Source organism: Candidatus Erwinia haradaeae (assembly GCF_900698885.1).
Lineage (GTDB): Bacteria > Pseudomonadota > Gammaproteobacteria > Enterobacterales > Enterobacteriaceae > Erwinia_E > Erwinia_E haradaeae_H.
Genome location: NZ_LR217705.1, coordinates 160,807 through 183,542, shown reverse-complemented (window position 1 = coordinate 183,542; position 22,736 = coordinate 160,807). Strand labels below are relative to the sequence as shown.

General features: G+C 29.9%; 12 protein-coding genes and 1 pseudogene. 5 read left to right on the top strand and 8 right to left on the bottom strand.

Going from position 1 to position 22,736, the window contains the following annotated elements:
* Window positions 1-488 precede the first annotated feature (488 nt).
* Complete coding sequence (locus ERCISPPS3390_RS00575) at window positions 489-1,199, top strand: TerC family protein (protein ID WP_197094926.1); 711 nt, start codon at window positions 489-491, stop codon at window positions 1,197-1,199.
* 1,133 nt (window positions 1,200-2,332) lie between these two features.
* Here ERCISPPS3390_RS00575 and rnt read toward each other — a convergent pair.
* The 4 genes from rnt to mutY all read right to left on the bottom strand — a co-directional run bounded on the left by rnt (window position 2,333) and on the right by mutY (window position 6,746).
* Window positions 2,333-2,983 carry a ribonuclease T gene (gene rnt / locus ERCISPPS3390_RS00570; RefSeq protein ID WP_197094925.1) on the bottom strand — a complete coding sequence of 217 codons (651 nt, stop codon included), beginning with the start codon at window positions 2,981-2,983 and terminating at the stop codon, window positions 2,333-2,335.
* 1,264 nt (window positions 2,984-4,247) lie between these two features.
* Window positions 4,248-5,333, bottom strand: coding sequence for a membrane-bound lytic murein transglycosylase MltC (mltC, locus tag ERCISPPS3390_RS00565; protein WP_231517349.1), 1,086 nt, complete (start codon window positions 5,331-5,333; stop codon window positions 4,248-4,250).
* 46 nt (window positions 5,334-5,379) lie between these two features.
* A complete protein-coding gene (locus tag ERCISPPS3390_RS00560; protein ID WP_197094923.1) occupies window positions 5,380-5,661 on the bottom strand; it encodes an oxidative damage protection protein in 282 nt (93 codons plus the stop codon).
* A gap of 32 nt (window positions 5,662-5,693) precedes the next feature.
* The gene (gene mutY / locus ERCISPPS3390_RS00555; protein ID WP_197095385.1) at window positions 5,694-6,746 is read right to left on the bottom strand and encodes an A/G-specific adenine glycosylase; all 1,053 of its coding nucleotides are present in this window, start codon (window positions 6,744-6,746) and stop codon (window positions 5,694-5,696) included.
* A 962-nt stretch (window positions 6,747-7,708) separates the two neighbouring features.
* On the opposite strand from mutY, the gene ERCISPPS3390_RS00550 reads away from it, so the two are divergent.
* Window positions 7,709-8,911, top strand: a complete 1,203-nt coding sequence (locus tag ERCISPPS3390_RS00550) for an acetate kinase (protein WP_197094922.1) — start codon at window positions 7,709-7,711, stop codon at window positions 8,909-8,911.
* Window positions 8,912-9,230: 319 nt separating this feature from the next.
* Window positions 9,231-11,414: a phosphate acetyltransferase gene (gene pta, locus ERCISPPS3390_RS00545; protein ID WP_197094921.1), complete on the top strand. Its 2,184-nt coding sequence runs from the start codon at window positions 9,231-9,233 to the stop codon at window positions 11,412-11,414.
* 523 nt (window positions 11,415-11,937) lie between these two features.
* Here the strand turns inward: pta and ERCISPPS3390_RS00540 are convergent.
* Window positions 11,938-12,297 (bottom strand): HIT domain-containing protein, encoded by a 360-nt coding sequence (locus ERCISPPS3390_RS00540; protein WP_414626230.1) that lies wholly within the window; start codon window positions 12,295-12,297, stop codon window positions 11,938-11,940.
* A 515-nt stretch (window positions 12,298-12,812) separates the two neighbouring features.
* Window positions 12,813-13,346 carry an inorganic diphosphatase gene (gene ppa, locus ERCISPPS3390_RS00535; RefSeq protein WP_197094919.1) on the bottom strand — a complete coding sequence of 178 codons (534 nt, stop codon included), beginning with the start codon at window positions 13,344-13,346 and terminating at the stop codon, window positions 12,813-12,815.
* 954 nt (window positions 13,347-14,300) lie between these two features.
* Here ppa and ERCISPPS3390_RS00530 point away from each other — a divergent pair.
* Entirely contained in the window at window positions 14,301-14,918 is a 618-nt protein-coding gene (locus ERCISPPS3390_RS00530) for a Fe-Mn family superoxide dismutase (RefSeq protein WP_197094918.1), read from the top strand.
* Between the two features lie 323 nt (window positions 14,919-15,241).
* Entirely contained in the window at window positions 15,242-16,429 is a 1,188-nt protein-coding gene (bamB, locus tag ERCISPPS3390_RS00525) for an outer membrane protein assembly factor BamB (protein WP_197094917.1), read from the top strand.
* 490 nt (window positions 16,430-16,919) lie between these two features.
* Here bamB and ftsY read toward each other — a convergent pair.
* Window positions 16,920-17,873: pseudogene (ftsY, locus tag ERCISPPS3390_RS00520) on the bottom strand (signal recognition particle-docking protein FtsY); the annotation flags it as partial.
* Between the two features lie 1,498 nt (window positions 17,874-19,371).
* On the bottom strand, window positions 19,372-21,540 hold the full coding sequence (gene uvrD / locus ERCISPPS3390_RS00515) for a DNA helicase II (RefSeq protein ID WP_197095384.1): 2,169 nt from the start codon (window positions 21,538-21,540) through the stop codon (window positions 19,372-19,374).
* Window positions 21,541-22,736 lie beyond the last annotated feature (1,196 nt).

Below are 22,736 nucleotides of genomic sequence, written 5' to 3'. Positions count from 1 at the left end.
ACCTACGACGTTATATTGTACCTATAATGTATCTTTATCTTACTGGAAAAATTAAATAAGCAGTCTTATTAACTTAAATATTATATATTTACACATTTATGCCATGAATGCACTATCTAAAAATTATTTTTCTAAAATGTTTTTATAAAAAATTTCATAAAAGAGTCTTTGCAAGACGTAAACTATTGTCTATCTTACCTCAAGACAGTTTTTATTTTAAAACTCTTTATTCTTTATTAATTAGCATAAATACTCTAAAGTCACTTTAAAGGTAAAATCGATTTAATTAGAATTTTATCTAATCTTTTCTTTATTACCTGAATTTAAACCATTGATTATATAAGATCTTCTTTATATATCATATTATTTAATTAAGATTCTATAATTGATGTGCACTATATAGGGTGTAGCTGCTCCTATTATTGTAGATCCACTCTCTAATTGAATGGATGTTAAATTTAACGCTTTAGTTTTAGGAAACCTAAAAAATGTATGACTGGATTACTGATCCTAACACATGGTTAACTCTTGGCACGTTAACGCTCCTTGAAATTATTCTTGGGATTGATAATATTATTTTCCTATTGCTAATAGTTGAAAAATTACCTAGAAATCAGCAACACACCGTTCGTTGTATAGGAATGTCTATAGCTATGCTGATAAGGCTCGTGCTGTTAACGTCTATGACTTGGACAATACACCTAACTAATCAAGCATGTACCGTGATGGATCATCATTTTTCAATACATGATATTATATTATTATGCGGAGGGTTTTTTCTAGTCTTTAACTCTAGCGTTGAACTTTACAAAAATATGAAAAATTTAATATTCTCAAAAAAAACTTATGCATCTCATCTCGTATGGACGATAATGCAAATTATCCTACTAGATATGATTTTTAGTTTAGACTCAATTATAACTGCAATTGGTTTATCTAATGACCTAGTCATAATGATGATAGCTGTAGTTATTTCTGCTATAATAATGATGTTTTTTTCGAAAATAATTAATCAGTATATTCAAAATAATCCCTCAATAAAAATTTTAGCACTTACTTCTCTTATTCTAATTGGCATGACATTGATATTAGAAGGCTTTGAAATTTATTTTGAAAAAAATTATATTTATTTTGCGATATTTTTTTCAACATCAATAGAAATTATAAGAATTTTGCAAAATAAAAAACAAACCTATTAAAACAAAAAATTTTCTAGCTTCACAATTTGTGGAAAGCTTTTTGAAAAATGTTAAAAATAATATTGTCATAAGGCTAAAACTTATATTGACGATGATAAATATAGTGATTAATATCATTGATTATATTGCAAACAATAAACATTATAACTATCTAAGTTCTATGTTCTATGTTAAAAGAAATTCTTAATTTCTTAATGGAAATAGTTATATTCCTGCTTTAGGATAAGAATCCATCATCTATATGATATAATATGAAAAGTTATCTATATAATATATTCAGTAGCATAAATAAATAAATTTAACTAATAAAAATTGCACTAAAAATAGTTTTTTAGCATGAATTTCCAACAATTGTAACCTTAATTACATGATCACATGATATCATTATATCCATATCAATACAAAATGAATCCTTATAGGATGAACACAACAATTCTCACTGTTCCCAATAATGGGTTACCATCTTCCTCATATTAAATGCAATCTATAATAATATTCGAGTATTAGAAATATTCAAAAAAATAGAACGCCTGATTAATTTTTAAATTGCATTGTACTAACCTAGTATCACAACACTTGAGTAATATTTTATTCAAGGATGATAAGGATTCTACATATAAAAAAAGATATTGTACAAATATTAATAAAACCAGTTGGATAATTTCCAGACCAATAAAAAACTAATAATTAAATACTATTTTTGGCATAGATAACATCTAATGTTTATCTTATTTTCTATTTTCTATTTATATATAATTATCTATAAAATATAACAATGTCTTAATGTTCAGTATTAAAATTTTTCTTTATCAGATGATAGAACACTTTTAAAATAAGATTACAATTTAAAAAATAAAAATATGAATTATGCAAATATATATAGTTATCTAATGGCGTATATCTAGTTAAGATATACGCTTGTTTTTAGCAGAACATTTATATAGTGTATTTTACAATTCCTTTTACTTATCTCCAACATAAAGTACAAGTACTGTAAAATAGTAAATTGTGAAAATATACACTTTAATTTGGTAAATTTCTTTTAAAAACATAATTACTGATAGGAGGATGAATAGCAGTAGCAACCTAATAGGTGCTGTTGTGGAGAATAATAAAAAATTATAAAGTAAGATTTACAATGCTATCACTGAAGTAATCGGCCAACCGCCAAGACGCTTCCAGCGATTTACAAGTTCACAAAATAAATTTGCAGTTTGCATCGTATCATATAATGCCGAATGTGCTTGCGCGTTATCAAATGGTATACCAGCTATATTACATGCTTTTGCTAAAACGGTTTGACCAAGAACTAACCCACTTAAAGCTGCAGTATCAAAGGTCACAAAAGGATGAAAAGGATTTCGTTTTAAACTAGCACGTTCAATTGCAGCATTTATGAAATTTAAATCAAATATAGCATTATGAGCTACTACTACGGCTCGATTGCACCCACTCTTTGTCATCCCCTTTCGAACAAGTTTAAAAATAGCATGTAACGCCTCTGATTCAGGAACTGCACCACGTAAAGGATTACCTGGATCAATACCATTGAATACCAGGGCTTCAGGGTGAATCGTTAACCCTGGGAATGGTTTAACATGAAAATGCAGTATATCATCCTTTCCAAGCCAGCCATAGTTATCCATTTTCAGTGTAATCACAGCGATTTCTAATAAAGCATTAGTCCTAGGATCAAACCCTGCAGTCTCTACATCAATAACTACTGGATAAAAACCACGGAAACGACTACTTAACATGGAATTTGGCGCATTTGAATCATGCATTGGTTATCTCATTTACAAAATATCAGTGAGAATTATAGAAGTTTTACTATTTTATATTTCTGTATTTTATACAGTTCAAAAGTACTTTATCTAATATAAATTCAATAATACAGATTATATCTGATATCTAATTTTGGTTTATTACACCAACCCTGTGAGTTTATTTTGATAATACACTCAATGATGCGCTATATTTATAATAATTTATAATAAAAGTATCACATCTAGAGTGTGCATTAAAATATTTTTAACTAAAAAAGAATAGCAATAATTACTAATTTTAAAAATTACAAGACATAATCTGATTATGCACTTAGCAAATCAAGTGCTATTTTACTGTAATTTATTATACCGATATTATGAGTCACATACTTTTATGTATCCTAATAAATAGATTAAAAAATCTTAACATGCTATTTGATGAAACCCATAATACATCCAAAAAAAATCTATGCATATATTCATATTAACAAAGTTTTTTCAGTACATTTAGTGTCTGCTCAAATCAATCAAAACTAAATCCATAATTTCATATATATGCTAGATTTTATTCAGAGCTCATAGTAAAGGTATATTACCTCAAAATAAAATGTAAATACTTTTGTGATCGGTGAATACTAATAAATCTTATCTCGTACGTGCCAGTAAACTTACCTAACAATTACAGTAACATGGGCATGTGTTCTGTGTTTTAAATTAATTCTCATTCGCAGCTAAATCTAAGTTTTACCTGATATAGTTAAACATAAAATATTCTTTATATTATAAAGTATCCCCCTCCCTATTATAAATGCATATAATAAGTATTGGTTTTATCTATATCAAATTTGTTTATTCTTTTGAAACCAAAATAATAAATAGTCTTTATAGGATATAAAGATATTATCTTTAATCTTTAATAAAAGAATTAGTAATAATGTTTTAACTTTATCTATAAAATAATATCCATAAAATAATAGATAAATAAATTATTGCTAGTATAATATTACTATTAATAATAACATTACATTCAATAATCATTATTATAAATTATAATATATTATATACGATTCTAATAAAATTCGCAAATCACATCAAAAAGACATTTATGATAAAACTTAAAGTATTAAAACTTATCTCTATTAAAGTTAAAATTAAATAGATATTAAAATATCTATCTATATTTGATATATATCAAAATACGTAGTTAATACAATTGACTGACATAAGTAGTAAAATCAATCATTTATATTATATATTCAGAATAATGATTAAACAACTGTAATTAATAAAGATTATAAGATTTTTGTGCATGATATACCTTATGTAAATATCGTCGTGATTCAGCTGTAGGATGTTTACTGATAAGTATGTGATACACTTCAGCTGGAGAAAGTGTGTTTATAATATAAATCGCACGATTTTTATTACTAGAAAACACTCGAAGAACGCTACCAGAACCACTGTGGTATGCAGTAATTACTGCATACAATCTCGAAATAGGATTTTTAATAGCAGAGAGATAATTTCTCTGCAATAAAAATAGATAAGCCGCTCCAGTATCGATATTATTTTCTGGATCTAATAAATATCTCCGACTCGGTTGACCAGTTTTTCCGTGCATTCGAAAAACATCTAGCCCTGCTGTATTCTGTACGATTTGCATCAAACCTAGCGCATTAGAATGACTAACAGCATATGGATTAAAACTAGATTCAATTTTGATGATAGCTAAAATCAGAGATTTAGACACACCATAACGTTGTGCTATTTTTTGCACCATAGGTAAATATTTATGTGCTCGTTGGTCGATATGATCGGATACCATGGGAATAGTCACCGACCAAACCACGTGTAAGTTAGAATATCGATACTCTCGTTTATTTTGTATCAGATAATCAGCATACATCGCTGCTATCTTTTGGCTATCGATTAATCTTCCAGTATTATCTAAAACCTGCCCATAAAGAAGTGGCTCTTGATTCTCTTTAGATATATCTTTTATAAAAGAAAGATGCGTATCACAAGAATCTTTACTCATGAGAAGAAGATTGACAATAGCCTGCCGTAAACAAGCGATAGGATTCCGGTGTACGATAGTTGATAGAGTAATCCTACCAGCCTCAAAGTTAATGTGACTACGAGTGTGACACTGGTCACTGTACTTTATATAATCTTTCGGACCAGGGATAAGAACTTCGCTTCTTCCCCAAAGGATTTCAATATTATTGGAAAATTGTTCCATTAAGATATCGAAACCATTCGTATCCTTAATTAACCCCCTGCATAAAGCCTCATGTGTTTTCTGTGAGCAAGATATTAATAATATTGATACCGGGATAAATGCCAATATAGAAAAAAATTTTTTTATTATGTGAATATCTGTCCATATATAAAACGTTTTTCGCATGAAGCGCCTACGATTCTTCTGCTCGAAAACCATACTCTTCAGTAATATTAATCTTGCGTGTTTTGAATAGAAAGGCAATCATTTCTTTTTCTATTACTTGTCGGTGCTTTATATCAAGCATGCTCAATTTTCTTTCATTAATAATTATAGTCTGCCTGTCCATCCATTGCCTCCATGCTTCTGCAGATATCTCATTAAAAATACGCTGACCTATATTACCAGGATACAACTGATAATCCTGACCTAAGGCGTTACGCTGCAAAAATGTACAGAAAATCGTTCGACTCATAGTTTGTCCTTATGTATAATTTTCTTGCTATTTTATAGATTCTGTATCGAGCGTAATTTATCTAGTAAACCAATCACCAATGAGGGGAGACCAACACAAGGAGGCTTATATAAGTTATACCAGCAACCTTCTCCATAATTTACTGGCGCATAAGAAGAAGGCAATTTAATCCACATAGGTCTAGCATCAAGATAAAAATGACTAAAAATATGTTGAGTCATATCCATCTGGTGCATTGGATATATGTCTAGCTTCTTATAAATAAGGGCCAGATTAAGTGTAGCTATAGATTCGTACTGAGGGAATGAAAATAACCCGCCCCATAAACCATGTATTGGCCTCTTATCTAACCATATCTCCTCACCTTGTTGTATAAGTAATAACCAATTAGTACGTTTAATCATTGTCTTCCTAAATATCTTACCTGGAAAAGATTCCAAGTTATTATATTTTTTCGCACAACAATCAACATGTAAGGGACAAATTGCACACTTGGGATTAGATGGAGCGCAAATAACCGCTCCAAGATCCATCATGCCTTGATTAAATTGTCCAAAATCTTGTACTGGGGTGACTATTTCACTTATGCGCCATAAATATTGATTTAATTTTGCTGTTAAAGAGTAACCCGGTATACCATAATAACGACAGAGCACTCTCTTAACGTTTCCATCTAAAATACATGCACGTTGTCCTAATGCTAGGGACAAAATAGCACCAGCAGTAGAACGCCCAATTCCGGGTAAAGCCATTATCTCTACAATAGTGGTTGGGAAAATACCAGCATACTGTTCAGCTATTATTGTCGCTGTTTTATATAAATTACGCGCACGCGCATAATAACCGAGACCAGACCAAAAGTATAAAACCTCATCTAATGATCCCTGTGCTAAATTATTTATAGTAGGAAAGCGAATCCTAAAACGTTTAAAATAAGGTATCACCGTAGTTACTGAAGTCTGCTGTAACATAACCTCAGATAACCAAACTGTATAAGGCGTTATATCTATCTGCCATGGTAAATTATGACGACCATAGTCATGGTACCAATTTAGAACTCGTTCTGAAAAAAACGATGCTTGCATCATTATATCTATCGCATTTTATATTAAGTAACACTGGTTGAAATATATGAATATATCACTATTGAATATATCAATATTACAATATTAATAAAGACCTATACTTAGTAATTATAGATATTAAAATCTTATGCTTTAGGCTATACGCTTAATTTTATTTAATGAGATAAAGTCTCTAGCAGACTTAACTATAAATGCATATCTCTAACAACATTTAATATTTTTACATGCAATAAAAACACATTTAGGATACAAATAAAAATAATGCTCTACCACTTGCAATATTTTATTCTTGATATTTTTATTTTCAAGTTAATCACTTAACCCCGAAAAATCTCATATAGAGACCGCACTCATAAAATGTACATGCATTTTTTCTCCTATTCGTTATCAACTATTATATAGATATATTTCTTAATGGCTAATAATCATCAAGTTTATTGATCTTATGTCAAGAATACATTCCCTTTTAAGAGATTAAAACGATTTATAATCGTAATATATATTATAAAACTCGTTTTTATCTTTTTTCACACACAATTAGACGATGATAAAAATCATTAAAGTAATAAAGATCAACAAGATCCTCTATAGCTATTCTACACTTTTACTGAGGAAAAGTAAGCGCCTAGCTTATATACTTTCTTTTAAATTACCAAGTATAAATTTCTTATTTTTTCTCAAAAATAAGAACATTCACAACAACATATCACATATTACTATATGCATTCTGCAGAAATAATTAAATTTTTAATCCTGCTTATATATGGTGTATGATTCTAATGTCTTTATTAAAAACATACAAAATCAACCAATAAATAAAATAAATAAAATTACCATTACATCACCCCACCGTAACCATACGGTCAATAATCTTTGTATTAAAAATAAATAAATATATCAATTTATAACAAAATATAGTAATTTTCTTGGATCATTTTACTTTTAATTATAAAGACTTCAGTATGCCTAATAAATTAGTTCTAGTTCTTAATTGCGGGAGTTCTTCCTTAAAATTTTCTATTATTGACCCTAAAAATGGCTATAAGCACTTATATGGTTTAGCTGAATGCTTATACCTTTCTGATACATGTATTCATTGGACATTGAATAATGTTACAAAAACACAACATCTAGGAAATAAAAAAGAACATAAGGAAGTCTTGCACTTTATAATAAATACTATTTTAAAATCACAATCTAAACTCTTAGAGCAAATTTATGCTATTGGGCATCGTGTTGTGCACGGTGGCCCAAAGTTTACACGTTCCGTAATTATTGATAAACAATTTCTTCGAAAGCTTCAACAATTATCATCATTTGCGCCACTACATAACCCCGCAAACATACTTGGTATTACAGAAACACTAAAAAACTTTCCAAACTTATCTCATAAAAATGTTGCTGTATTTGATACTGCATTCCATCAAACAATGCCAGAATCATCTTATCTCTACGCATTACCTTATAAGTTATACGAAGAATACGGTATACGTCGTTATGGAGCGCATGGTACTAGTCATGATTATGTAATGCAAGAAGCAGCCAAATTTCTAAAAAAATCAGTGCAAGAACTACATATGATTACGTGTCATCTAGGTAATGGTAGTTCAATTGCGGCTATTCTTAAAGGTCGATGTGTGGATACTTCTATGGGACTAACCCCACTTGAAGGTCTAGTGATGGGGAGTCGTAGTGGTGATATTGACCCCGCTATCATATTTTTTTTACATGAAAAACTAGGTATGAGCATAAATACAATTAATCACATGCTAACCCATAAATCTGGCTTGTTAGGTCTTACCGAGGTTACTAATGATTGTCGTTATCTAGAGGATAACTATTCATCTCAAACCAATGCAAAACGTGCTATGGATGTTTACTGTCATAGACTTGCAAAATATATTGCATCCTATACCGCAGTGATGGATGGACGCTTAGATGCAATTGTTTTTACTGGGGGTATCGGAGAAAATTCTTATATGGTTCGTGAATTAACACTAAATAAATTAAATCTGTTAGGTGTTAAGGTAGACCATGATCGTAATGTAGTCACTCGTTTTGGTCGATCTGGGTTTATTAATAAAGATGATAGTCTTGTGGTTCTTGTTTTACCAACCAAAGAAGAATTGATGATCGCAAGAGATGCAATATTATTAACGACATGATTTTACTATTAAGATTGAGAGTTAAGCATATCAATGCTATTGAAACAATATAAAATGTATAATTTTATATATAAAAATTTTATATATTAAAAATAAATAGTACAATATGCACTCACTATATCAGATCAAATGCGCTATCATCACACGTTAAAAGAATCACAAACTTAAAAATCTTATAATACAAAAAAACAATGGTCATTTTTAGTAACAGCCTATTTTAAAGCAATCAACCAAAAGAATTTTCTCTACCATAAATAATATAACAATATAAATTACTATATATCGTTACGTTATTAAGAACACTAAAGGAGAATCTATTATGGCACGTACTATTATGTTTATTCCTATAGATACATTAGATACATGCATGGATTTTAGTAATATCCTTAGGGGTGTTTTATTAGCTATAAAACATTCAAAAATACGTAGCGGTCTTTTTATACCCATTGCTCAAATATGTGATAACCAACATCCAACTACTACCAAGATTAATATCAATACTAATCTAGAAAGCATTAATCTAGCAGATTCTGCTATATCCGCACACCATGCTCTTAAGCGAATTCTATCAAGTCAAATTGATATTTTGATGGAAGAAATCTTTATAAACTATAAAAAAAATATAGATAAGTATGATACTATGTTAGTACAAGGTCTAATGCCATCACATACAAACCCATATGTTTATATACTAAACACTAAAATTGCTCAAATATTAAATGCTGAAATTATCTTAGTTGGCACGGAAAATAATAATTCTTTTCCGCAGCTAAAAGAACGAATAACGTTAATAGAAAATAGCTTTAACAGTAATAAAAATAAAAATGTTATAGGCATTATTTTAAATAGCATTGATAATATTGATTTTAACAAAATAAATATTAATGATGCATCTTCTAAAAAATTAACGGCAGTTAATAATGTTCGTAAAGCTAGCCTGTTTAATCTTGACACAAAAATTGACACACAAAATCTTATCAAAGAGACATCACTTCCACTGCTAGGATATATACCATGGAGCTTGGAAATCATTGCTCCTTTATCTATTGATCTCTTTTGTTATTTGCATGCCTCGCCAATTAATCAAGGTAAGATTAGACCCGTCACATCAATAATTTTTTGCATAAATCCTTTAGAGGATATGCTTGAGATTTTTCAACCAGGCGCGTTACTAGTTATCCCTTCTCATCGATTAGATATGCTATTAGCAACCTGCTTAGCTGCATTAAATGATATATGCATCGCAGGCATCTTATTAACTGACAGTTATTCCATAAACAAAGCTACCTGGAAATTGTGTAGAATAGCGTTTCAAACTAAACTAGCAATATTCCAGGTTACAACAAGCGTTCAGCAAACAATCTCTAATTTAAACAAATTTATACTAGCAGCATCCAGTGATAATGTTAAAAACATTGAACGCATACAGACATATGTAGCTCATCATGTTTCTAGGAAGTGGGTTAACTCTTTACATCAGTCTATTTTAAATAAACCTATTATAAATAGATATCAATTATCTGCAGCAGAATTCAAATATCAGCTCACTCAACTATCTCAAAAAATTAAGAAACGCATAATTCTTCCAGAAGGGGAGGAACCTCGCATTATTCAGGCTGCTACTATGTTTGTTGAGCGAAACATTTCAAGCTGCATACTATTAGGAAATCCAAAAAATATTAAACGTATAGCATCTCAGTTAGGCATTGAACTCAGTGCACGCATTCAAATCATAAACCCAGAAATAATACGTGAGAAATATGTAGATCACCTTGTAGAACTTCGCCAAATGCAAGGCATGACTAAACTACTTGCGCGTCACCAGCTAAAAGATAATGTCATACTTGGAACCATGATGCTTGAGCGGAATGAAGTAGATGGTTTAGTATCAGGATCAATAAATACTACTGCTAATACTATTCGACCTGCATTACAACTAATCAAAAAAGCACCAAAGAATCTACTGGTATCTTCTGTATTCTTTATGCTTTTACCTAAACAAGTATTAGTATACGGTGATTGTGCTATTAACCGAAATCCTAATCCAGAAGAGCTTGCAGAAATTGCTATACAATCTGCACATTCAGCAATAGCATTTGGAATCGAGCCACGTATAGCTATGATTTCTTATTCTACTGGTGACTCAGGGTCCGGAGATAGCGTAGAAAAAGTAATGGAGGCAACGCATATTGTGAAAAAAAAACGACCGGATCTACTGATAGATGGCCCTCTACAATATGATGCTGCCATTATTCCTAATGTAGCGCAATCTAAAGCCCCTAACTCACTAGTTGCCGGTCAAGCCACTATATTTATTTTTCCAGATCTCAACACTGGAAACACTACCTACAAAGCAGTACAACATGCAACAAATATTAATGCTATTGGACCAATGTTACAAGGTTTAGGTAAACCCGTGAACGATCTATCACGCAGTGCTTTAGTGGAGGATATTTTGTATACCATTGCCCTCACAGTTGTGCAAGCATCAAAATCCTATTAATGTTATACATTAAAGACGTCTTCAGAACAGATTCAGCTTAAAATCAAACATTAAACATACCTAAATTTTATCAAATGTGCTATTAAAGTCATAATAACCGGTTAAAAAAGAAATATGTATGATCAATATCATATGAAAATCACAATCTTAATACACACAAAATACGAGAAATTAGAGTAATCTTACTATTTGAATTCGACATAATTAAATCATTATTTTTTTAAAATAACATATTAGATATCTCTACATAATACTATTATACAGATTATTATCTTTTCTATTTGTCAGGGATAAATTACAACATACACACATACACACATACACACATCTCTCAGATGAATAGATCTTTCTATAAAGAAATTATTACAATTTTACAAAAAATTAAACAATTTATACATCAAAATCGCTTATTTTGTACGCATACTAGGTACTTTTATTATAAAATAAATAATTATATATTTGTACTATATAAGTATCTTCATCAATAAAGATAAAATAAAACCTTATTTTTAATAATTAATTATTACTTAACATCTCTATAAACTGACATAGGTCCTAATAAACAACCTCCAATCAGATGTAAGTGAAGATGATATACCTCTTGTCTACCGTTTTTATTGCAGTTAATAATTAAGCGATATCCATCTTCTGCAATTCCTTCATCTTTAGCAATTTTAGAAGCTAAAATAATCATTCTCCCCAATATAACTTCATGGTCATCAACCACATCATTAAGTGTTGGGATTAAAAGATTTGGTACGATTAAAATATGTATTGGAGCACAAGGAGAGGTATCACGAAACGCTGTAACTAAATTATCCTGATAAATAATATCTGATATTATTTCATGTTTGATAATTTTGCTAAAAATAGTATCCGTCATTACCATAATAAACATTCCATTTTTAATTAAATCTGAAAAACCAGAAAGCAATTAGAAAATAGTAAAAATTTTCTCACAATATACTAATATCACAATATTAAAGTAGAATTTGTCTAACTAACATGTTAATAAAAAATCTAAGAAAAATCTTAAAAAAGAAAAAATAGGAGAAAATATACAAAAATCAAAAAATAACACAACAAAATTGATTAAAATAATATAAGAGAATATATTAAGAAAAACCGTAATGAAAAGACAATAAATTCTAAGACAAGCGATTATCAGATCGATCTATTGAATGTTTATCAAAATATGTTTGCTCAATGATATACGTTTTATATAAATAATTTTATTATATATGATATTATTCAGATATAAATTATTTAAATATATACTAGAGAATCATTCTCTTTTAAAGCGCAAAGTGCATCATCAGTATAATAAATACCATTCATAATGGTAGAAATGAGTTACTATTACATTAACAACGCTGTAGATTATTCATAACACTGCGCTTATGTTTTTGAATAAAATCTTCTACTAGAAGAAAGAATTTCATCCTTTGCAGCTGTAACGTTTTTCCAACCATTTACTTTAACCCATTTCTCTCCTTCTAAGGCCTTATACTGTTCAAAAAAATGTTGAATTTGATTACGTAATACGTCTGATAAATCAAACACATCCTGAATATGCCCATACTCTTTGCTTAACTTCTGAACTGGAACTGCAATTATCTTCGAGTCTGGTCCTGATTCATCAGTCATTTGAAGCATGCCAACAGGACGACAACGGATAACTGAACCTGTATGAAGCGGATAAGGTGTCGGTACTAATACATCCACCGGATCTCCATCTTCCGATAAAGTTTGATTTATATAACCATAATTACATGGATAAAACATAGTAGTTGCTATAAATCTATCTACAAATAAAACCCCAGTTGATTTATCAACTTCATATTTTATAGGATATGAATAAGCTGGGATCTCCGTAATAACATAAATGTCATCAGGTAAATTATAACCATCTGGCACATTTTTTATACCCATAACTGCTCCTTAATGTTATGAAGCAAAGCAATAAATTATTGAATACATTCATTGGATGAATGGCATATAAAAAACTACATGACAATCAATAATATTTTTAATCAATCATTAAAAACTGAGATCTCCCCGTAGATCTACATGCGTAATATAACGTAATATAACAAGAAGCCTTTAAGATAAGTCAAAATGATCTCGTGCTTCTAACTCACGGGTTGCTAAACTAATTTAGTTTATGCTATAATCAATCTATTACAATCTATTAATTAAGAGATTTTTAAGATTTTTAATAGAGCTTCTATTATATAGATATATTAAAATCCAATGTGTATAAATTTATTATAGAAACTATTTAAAGATATAATTTATTATAGAAACTATTTAAGGATATAATATTTAAGGATATAATAATACTGAACTAAATACTCAGTCTACAACTAAAAATAAAATAGTAAAAACCTATAATTTTTGATGATTTAATTAATTACATTGATTACTGTTTCTCTAATCATTGGCTCGGATGCTATATATTAGGTAGATAAAAACCACAGAATAGTCTAATAACCATAGAATGCAATTACTATTACATCATATTCTTTACTTAAATTTTATCAAACAGTGCAAAGCTGATTTATTTTTATATTGTTCATTATGCAGCTTACTATACAACTTTGAATACTGGTAAGAGATTTATTCATGCCTGCTGGTCTAAATAAAAACAACTTGAAATAAAAACTAATCAGGTAACAGTAATTTAATAACGGATTTTTACTTTATTTTTATTGAGTTAAACCACAGAACTCACAGAACTAATATTGCATCAAATATATTTATTGATATTACTTTATTACCTACTACTTTCTTTTATTATAAAATATAAGTTTTTTTAGCGATTGATAAAATATTAGTAATAATCACTGTTATAATATATTTCACCAAATACACTGGAGATATAAGATGAGTTATACACTACCACATCTACCTTATGCATATAACGCGCTAGAACCTTATTTTGATCAAAATACGATGATGATCCATCACACTAAACATCATCAAACTTATATTAATAACGCAAATGCTGCTTTAGCAGATACTGAGTTTTTAGATATTCCAGTTGAAGATCTAATTTCTAGATTAGATCAAGTACCTGATAATAAAAGAAATATATTACGAAACAACGCCGGGGGACACGCTAATCATAGCTTCTTTTGGAAAATCTTAAAACCTAATACATATTTAAAAGGAAACCTAAAAAAAGCCATCGAAAACGATTTCGAAAATATCGATTATTTTAAAGAGACCTTTGAAAAATCTGCAACTTCTTGTTTTGGCTCTGGCTGGGTATGGCTAGTAAATAAAAACAACAAGCTATCAATTGTATCTACTGCCAATCAAGATAACCCTATTATGGGAGAATTAATCTCTGGCGCATCTGGAACTCCAATCCTTTGTTTAGATGTCTGGGAACACGCTTACTATCTGCAGTATCAGAACCAACGAATAAATTATGTTAAGGCATTCTGGAATATAGTTAACTGGGATCAGGCATCCATAAATTTTTTAAAATCTATATAATATATCAAACCCTACCTTAATGCTAGATGTTTATGATTTATTAAGTAATTACATAATCTTTTAGTATTAAATTACTTAAAAACAACATGCTTATAACCTCAAAGAGTAAACTATCAACTTAGCTTAAATGATATTAAGTGACATTTTTATTGCTCAGATTAGCTTTCAGTAATCTATTTGTATACATTTCTTCATAAAGTTAATGGTCTGATTGAATATCAAATAGAATGGAATCCTTTTCGACAAAAAAGGATATCAAAAAAAATTTAAGAAGGTTTATTTTTATAAAGAGCGACAATGTATCTAAAACAATAAGGAATGTAATGATATTTATTAAGTTCTTGATAAGAAACTGGATATTACTCACTTTACTGAGTGGATGCTCATGGTTTAGTGGTGTAGATAATTCTACAGAAATATCAGCACTCCCAAAAATAAAAAATCAGTTTAATCCAGATACAGTCTGGAGCATTAGTATTAGTAATAATATCAGTCACTTTTACTCTAGTTTACGCCCAGGATACTCTGATAACATTTTTTATGTTGCTGATCGTAATGGTATAGTAAAAGCTATTTATGCAATTAACGGTAAAGAAAAGTGGAAAATAAATCTTGCAGATAATGCACGCCTTTTCTCTAAAAATCGTCCAGCATTGCTGGCCGGTGGAGTTACACTTGACGGTAATTATATCTATATTGGAACCGAGCGTGCTACCGTATTTGCTCTAAATCGTCACGATGGGTCAATCGCCTGGAAGACTCATGTTATGGGTGAAGTACTATCTACTCCGGTAGTAAGTGATAATCTTGTGCTAATACATACTGGCAATGGCATGCTACAAGCTCTGGATCAGTTTAATGGTATAGTACAATGGTCGGTTCACCTTGAAGTGCCTAAATTTAGTTTACGGGGCCAATCTTCTCCGGTCACTACATGCGGCGCAGCAATTATAGGGGGGGATGATGGCTCTATAAGCGCAATTCTCCTGAATCAAGGGCAAATTATTTGGCAACAGCGTATTGCTTATCATAAAAGAATGACTGGAGCGCAGCAATTATCTGATGTTGATACCACCCCTTTAATCATGAACGGAGTAATATATGCTTTAGCGTATAACGGTGATCTAGCGGCGCTAGATGTAAAATCTGGTCGCGTTCTTTGGCACCGTCATATTGGTTCAGCACACGATATGATCATTGATGTTAATCGTATATTTCTAGTCGATCAAGATGATAGTTTATTAGCTCTGAGTATAGAAGATGGTGCTAAAATTTGGCAACAAAATGACCTTCTATACCGTCGTCTAACACCACCAATACTATATCATAAACATTTAATTGTAGGTGATAGCAAAGGTTATCTTCACTGGATAAATCCAAAAAATGGCACTATCATATCTCGACAAAAATTAGACAAAACAGGATTTCAGACTAGACCGCTCGTGACTAATGAATCCCCACTATTAATTATTCAGTCAAAAGGTGGTAAAGTTTATGCAATTAGATATTAATCCATGTTACCTATAGAAAAAATCAAGATATAATATATTTTATTTTTAATATTACCTCAAGGAGCCCTCAAGGAGCTATTTAAGCTAATTTTCAACATAGCACCCACTTTTAAATTATAGGGGCTAGTTATATCTTAGTATGTACTATTTGTTACTCCGCTATATAACATCATATATAACAAAATAATCTAAGATATATAGTTCTTATAAATTGCAAATCTAGTTTTACAGAATTAACAACCATATTACATTACAATAAATTTCTTTGAAACAACACAAAATATTCAAATAGCGTAACAAAATATTTTTTAAAAACATATGTTTTCTTAAAGTCTACAGTCTTTTTCTAGAAAAAGACTGCGTATGTTCATATATAAGGCTTAATTTTAATGACCACCTTGATTAAGTCAAACAACACATCACCATCGAACTTCTGAAGCGGCAATTAATCTAAAACAATCACTCTTAATACTTCTATTCAGTCTAGAACCTATTCTTCAGAAAAAATCGCATCTATAAAAGAACTTACTTGAAAAACACGTAAATCTTCTAAATTCTCACCAGAAGTAATATACCGAATCGGAATATTAAATTTATCAGCTATTGAAAATATTACACCGCCTTTTGCTGTAGTGTCTAGCTTAGTTAAAACAATTCCAGTTAGACCAATAGCTTCATGAAAAAATTTAGTCTGACTGATAGCATTCTGTCCAGTGCTAGCATCAATTGTTAATAAAACCTCATGAGGAGCGCTACAATCTAATTTTTTTATAACGCGAATGATTTTTTTTATCTCAGCCATCAGATATTCTTTATTTTGCAGTCGCCCAGCAGTGTCTGCTATTAGGACATCTATATGACGCGACTTCGCAGATTGTATCGCATCAAAAATTACTGCAGCAGGATCTGAACCAGTTGATTGCGCTATTACTGGAATATTATTACGCCCCCCCCAAACTTCTAACTGCTCAATAGCTCCGGCACGAAATGTATCCCCCGCAGCTAACATCACGGATTGCCCTTCGTCCTGAAACTTTCGCGCTAGCTTTCCAATAGTAGTTGTTTTTCCTACACCATTCACACCAATCATCAAAATAATGAATGGTAGCCTTCCTGAAGTATTAAGAGGTACCTCAACTTTATATAAAATCTCAGATAAATTAGCTTTTAATTGACTATAAAACGATTCCGTATCATTAATCTTCTTGTTATCTATTTTACTTTTTAAAAGACTAATAACACGATTGGTAGTATCTAAACCGATATCAGCCATTAACAACTGATTCTCTAATGCTTTAAGTAAATTACTGTCAATAGACTTTCCCCGCAATAAATTCATTACCCCATTAACTAGATAACTACGTGTCTGCTTTAAGCTACACTTTAAGCGATTATAAAGTTTGATCTTTGTTAAACTTTTCTCTTTATTAGGATGTTCACTATCTAGCATAACTATTATTTCACCTATTATAAATTATGAAAAGAGTTATGTAATAACTGCTCTAAAATATTAATAATCCATTGTAATGTAAAAAAAATTACACCTAGTATATATTCTTTGTTAGACCTATATAAGAAGACTTATTAGAAAACTAGTAAACCAGAATATTATTATAAAATTCATCTTAGGTTGATTCTGTTAAAAAATTCACCTTAGTCTTATCTTTTGCTAATGTTAATGTAAGAGTATTTTCAATTTATTTTTCCTTTTTAAAAACTAAATTAGAATCCTTATCTATTCTAACATTCTGAGTATTTTCTATATACAAGAATGATAACGCTTTAATCTTCAAATACATAACAATGTCTCTATCTCATAGATATTCTATCTCTTAACTAATCTCAAGAAAACTATAGATACCATCTATGTTAATTATTTTAAACATATAGTACGTTATTTCTAATATACATCAGGTGGAATATTGAACATGCTTAGTAACAAATATCTTACTTTAAAAACTGTTTGTATGCTAAAGTACGTATAATCTAATGTGATTAAATTACACAAAAATAATAACTCTGATGACACTGCATTTCTGTCATATATTCTTTATATATGATCACTGGTAAACAATATAAAAATATTAGAGATATGAAACCTATAATTCCTGCCACATAAAACATAGAAGAAGAGCATAGTGTTATATATTAAAGAGAATGATATCACTCTGATAACTAAAAATATATTGTAGTTATCAAAGTAACATAAGTACTACTATTATTTATTTCTCATAAATCAATCAAAATTTAACTAATGAATTTTTATAAATCTTACCAATCATCTATGAAAAAAAATTCACACAACACCTAACATAAATATTAAAAACATAGGAAATACTTTATTTTAATAACATCACATAAAATATATTATGTATTATATGATTTTTATATACTTTATATTATGTAATTCACTCAACAAATGACTATCAAAAAAATATGACACGATAGAAAATAAAAATAAACACACTGATATTTGAAACTATCAACTCATGTAAGAGGCATGCATTCTTTTTGACATATAATAAAACGCTAAAACATAAAATCTAAACTAAGTGAATATTTTTATTACTGCATAAAAGATAATATATAAAAATCATTAATTATCCTCATCTCTGTAGCGATAAAAAATACTATTGACTGATGATGAGATAAAATCACCACCTATAATAGTATCTATTAGAAATAGAAAAAATTTTTTCTGCCGTTTGTGTTAATTAATATTAATATATTTAATATAAAAACTGACGCCTTGTTCTTAATTTTTCCTCTCTCTTGACCTTGTGGTATATATGATTCAAATCAGAGCCACAGTCAAGACTTTAAAAAATCATTTATTTTATATATGCTATATAACACTAGCTAATAGCTATACTCAAAGTAATTTTTTATCAATCATTACGCAAAAATTAAATAAATATCATTATCTAGTATTCTCTTTCAAATTACCTGATTTCTAGCGTAGCATATATAGCAAGTAGCCATTTAACCCCTTGATTTCGAAAGTCAACCTGTAAGCGCGTCTGCGCGCCATAGCCTGTAATATGCATTATAACCCCTTCGCCAAATTTTACATGCCACACTCTCTGGGCAATTGAAAACCCACTGTCGTGCATAACACCTCTATCTTTTTTATTTTTATATTCCACCAGTTGTTTTTCTTGTGAATTAAAATATAATTTTTTGATACATAAATCTGGTATTTCTTTTACAAAACGAGACAGCGGATAAGATACCTCCTTACCATAAACACGTCGATTTTTTACATAACTCAATATCAGTCTTTTCATTGCGCGGGTAACGCCAACATAAGCAAGACGGCGCTCCTCCTCTAACCTATGGCTTTCTTGTAGAGCAAATTGGCCTGGAAATATACCTTCCTCCATCCCAACAATAAAAACTTGACTAAATTCAAGACCTTTGGATGCATGTATCGTCATTAACTGTACAGCATTCTGGTTCTGAACATTCTCTTCTGTATTTATATCTAGTGCAGATTGAGATAAAAAAGACTTAAGAGAAACAAGATCAGTATCCTTACTGTGGTGACTATAATACTGCCTAGTGGTATTTATTAATTCCTCTAAATTCTCAATACGTATTTGACCTTTTTCGCTTTTCTCTGTTGCATACATACGCCACAAACCAGAATCTTGAAGAATACGCTCTGTTTGCATATGCAATGGCATATGAGTAGTTGATGCCTCCAAAGAGTCAACCAACTGAATAAAACGCTTTAAAGCAGAAGCAGCTACATGAGCAAATAATACTTCATTTTTTAACAATTCCAGGGAGGCCGTCCATAATGTTATTTGACGCTGACATGATATTTGACGAAGAATTTCAAGGGTGTTAAGGCCAATTCCTCGGCGAGGGGTATTGACGATACGTTCAAAAGCGAGATCATCATTTCGATTAGCAATTAAGCGCAAATAAGCGATGGAATCTTTTATTTCCTTTCTCTGAAAAAACCGAATACCACTGTAAATCTGATATGCAATGTTTTTTTGTACTAACGCCTCTTCTATCTCTCGCGACTGCGAATTATTACGATATAATATAGCGCAATCACGCAAAGACTTTCTGTCTTTTGCCCATAATTGAATACAATTAACTACAAAACGCGCTTCGTCAAATGCATTTAAAGCATAGTAAAGAAGAATGGGCTCCCCGTCAGAAGCTTTTGTCCAAAGTTCTTTACCTAAACGATTATTATTATTAGATATTAAAGTGTTTGCAGCTTTAAGAATATTTAAGGTTGATCGGTAATTTCTTTCCAAGCGTATAGTGGTTGCTAACGGAAAATCTTTAAAGAATTGCTGCATATTTTTTGTTTGTGCACCTCGCCATCCGTAAATTGATTGATCATCATCACCAACAATCACTACTTTACTCTGTTCTCCAGAAAGTGCACGAATCCAAGAATATTGAAGAGCATTAGTATCTTGAAATTCATCTACCAAAATATTGGTAAACTGTCTATGATAATTTTTTAAAATATCTGATTTACACTGCCACAATTCACAGACGCGTAATAATAATTCAGTAAAATCTACTAAACCAGAGCGATCGCAAGCCTCCTGATACACCTCATAAATACGTAACCATATCTGATCAGACTGATAAAAAGATTTTTTTAACTGACCCGGACGCAATCCTTTTTCTTTCTTATCATTAATATACCAAACACCTTGACGAGGTTCCCATTTTTTTTGATCAATATTCATACCTTTCATTAAATATGTTAGTAAACGCAACTGATCATCAGAATCTAAGATCTGAAAATCTTTTGGTAGATTAGCATGCATATGGTTAGAACATAAAAAACGGTAAGATAAAGCATGAAAAGTACCAATCCACATATCACTCTGATTAGTTCCAATGAGTTCTCTTACTCTTTCGCTAAGCTCTTTAGCTGCTTTATTAGTAAATGTGACTGCGATAATTGACTGAGGAGAGAATTTTTCTTTTTCTATCAGCCAAGCAATACGATAAGATAATACACGAGTTTTTCCACTACCAGCTCCAGCTAATACTAAAAAATTTTCACGTGGTGCAGATACAGCTACGCGTTGTTGATTATTTAAATGCAATAGCAAGTCAGAGGCATTCACAGGCATCATAATTCGTTTAAGTAGTCTGATCTTCTTTTTAAAAAATATTTTATTTTATATATTATTATATGACGCTACATTAATTCTTTCAATTTCAAATGTATACATTATAATTTTTCTATTATTACCTTAAGCATTCAAAGATATATTATAAGCCACGGATATACATAAAGTGGATAAAACATCTATTTACACTTTTAATAAAACAAGTGACTTGATTAAAAGCAACTTATCTGGTGTAGATCAATATTATAATCTCAATCTAAATATAAAAATACACCTGATTAATTATTTAATCTTAGTTATATTGAATCTATAAAATATATATTTATGTATACCTAGCTAATATAAAAAATATAACCTATGATCAATCTTTTAATACCTTAGCATACATAAGTATTATGCTATAATATACATATCTTAATCAAAAAAAGATAAAATCTCAGTAAAAATCTTTTTCCTATTTTATCCCTATAAACTTTACAAACAGTAGTGAGTAATAAAAATCCAGTCACTACAAAAGCAAAATACTCATTAAAAATAATTAATTAATAAAATTTCATATATCCTAAACCAATATAGTAAATAGGTAATCAACTGATTAAAATCTAATTCTCTTAAATCATGATAACATAAACACAAAATAATCTAATAAAGGATTTCTAAAAGATAGAAAATATAACATTTATTCAAAAAAATACACATCTCTAGAGTTAATTATATTAGACAGTTAACGAATAATATATCTTCAAAATCATACCTATACAGAGCATTATCGCAAAATAATTTTATTAGATATCCAAAAAATGATCTTTATTCATGCTTAGAAAGCAATTCTAGGTTTAATAGATGGCAACAAGCAGCCTTTTGCGTCTTGTTACAGAAATTCATAAATTCATGCAGATTTGGGATTAGGCATCATCAACTAATATTAAATAATCTTAATGTTATCATCTCACAAACTGATAATCATTTAACTTAGATGGGGTATATGAATGATACCCATTGGATCATCACATAATGCTCATCTATTCATCTAAAGCGCTAAACCAAATCTATATAAATATAATCAGTTTTACTTCTATAAAAGTTATAATATGTACGCTATATTAATAAATAATAGTAATTAATAATATTATATGATTTCATATATTTTTGTTACGTGTTCTCGCCTTTAAGACAAATAATCATACAAC

Bases quoted from the DNA above. Each gene is read 5' to 3' on its own strand.
- ERCISPPS3390_RS00575 (WP_197094926.1), top strand. From the start codon at position 489: ATGTATGACTGGATTACTGATCCTAACACATGGTTAACTCTTGGCACG.
- rnt (WP_197094925.1), bottom strand. From the start codon at position 2,983: ATGCATGATTCAAATGCGCCAAATTCCATGTTAAGTAGTCGTTTCCGT.
- ERCISPPS3390_RS00560 (WP_197094923.1), bottom strand. From the start codon at position 5,661: ATGAGTCGAACGATTTTCTGTACATTTTTGCAGCGTAACGCCTTAGGT.
- mutY (WP_197095385.1), bottom strand. From the start codon at position 6,746: ATGCAAGCATCGTTTTTTTCAGAACGAGTTCTAAATTGGTACCATGAC.
- ERCISPPS3390_RS00550 (WP_197094922.1), top strand. From the start codon at position 7,709: ATGCCTAATAAATTAGTTCTAGTTCTTAATTGCGGGAGTTCTTCCTTA.
- pta (WP_197094921.1), top strand. From the start codon at position 9,231: ATGGCACGTACTATTATGTTTATTCCTATAGATACATTAGATACATGC.
- ERCISPPS3390_RS00540 (WP_414626230.1), bottom strand. From the start codon at position 12,297: ATGACGGATACTATTTTTAGCAAAATTATCAAACATGAAATAATATCA.
- ppa (WP_197094919.1), bottom strand. From the start codon at position 13,346: ATGGGTATAAAAAATGTGCCAGATGGTTATAATTTACCTGATGACATT.
- ERCISPPS3390_RS00530 (WP_197094918.1), top strand. From the start codon at position 14,301: ATGAGTTATACACTACCACATCTACCTTATGCATATAACGCGCTAGAA.
- bamB (WP_197094917.1), top strand. From the start codon at position 15,242: ATGATATTTATTAAGTTCTTGATAAGAAACTGGATATTACTCACTTTA.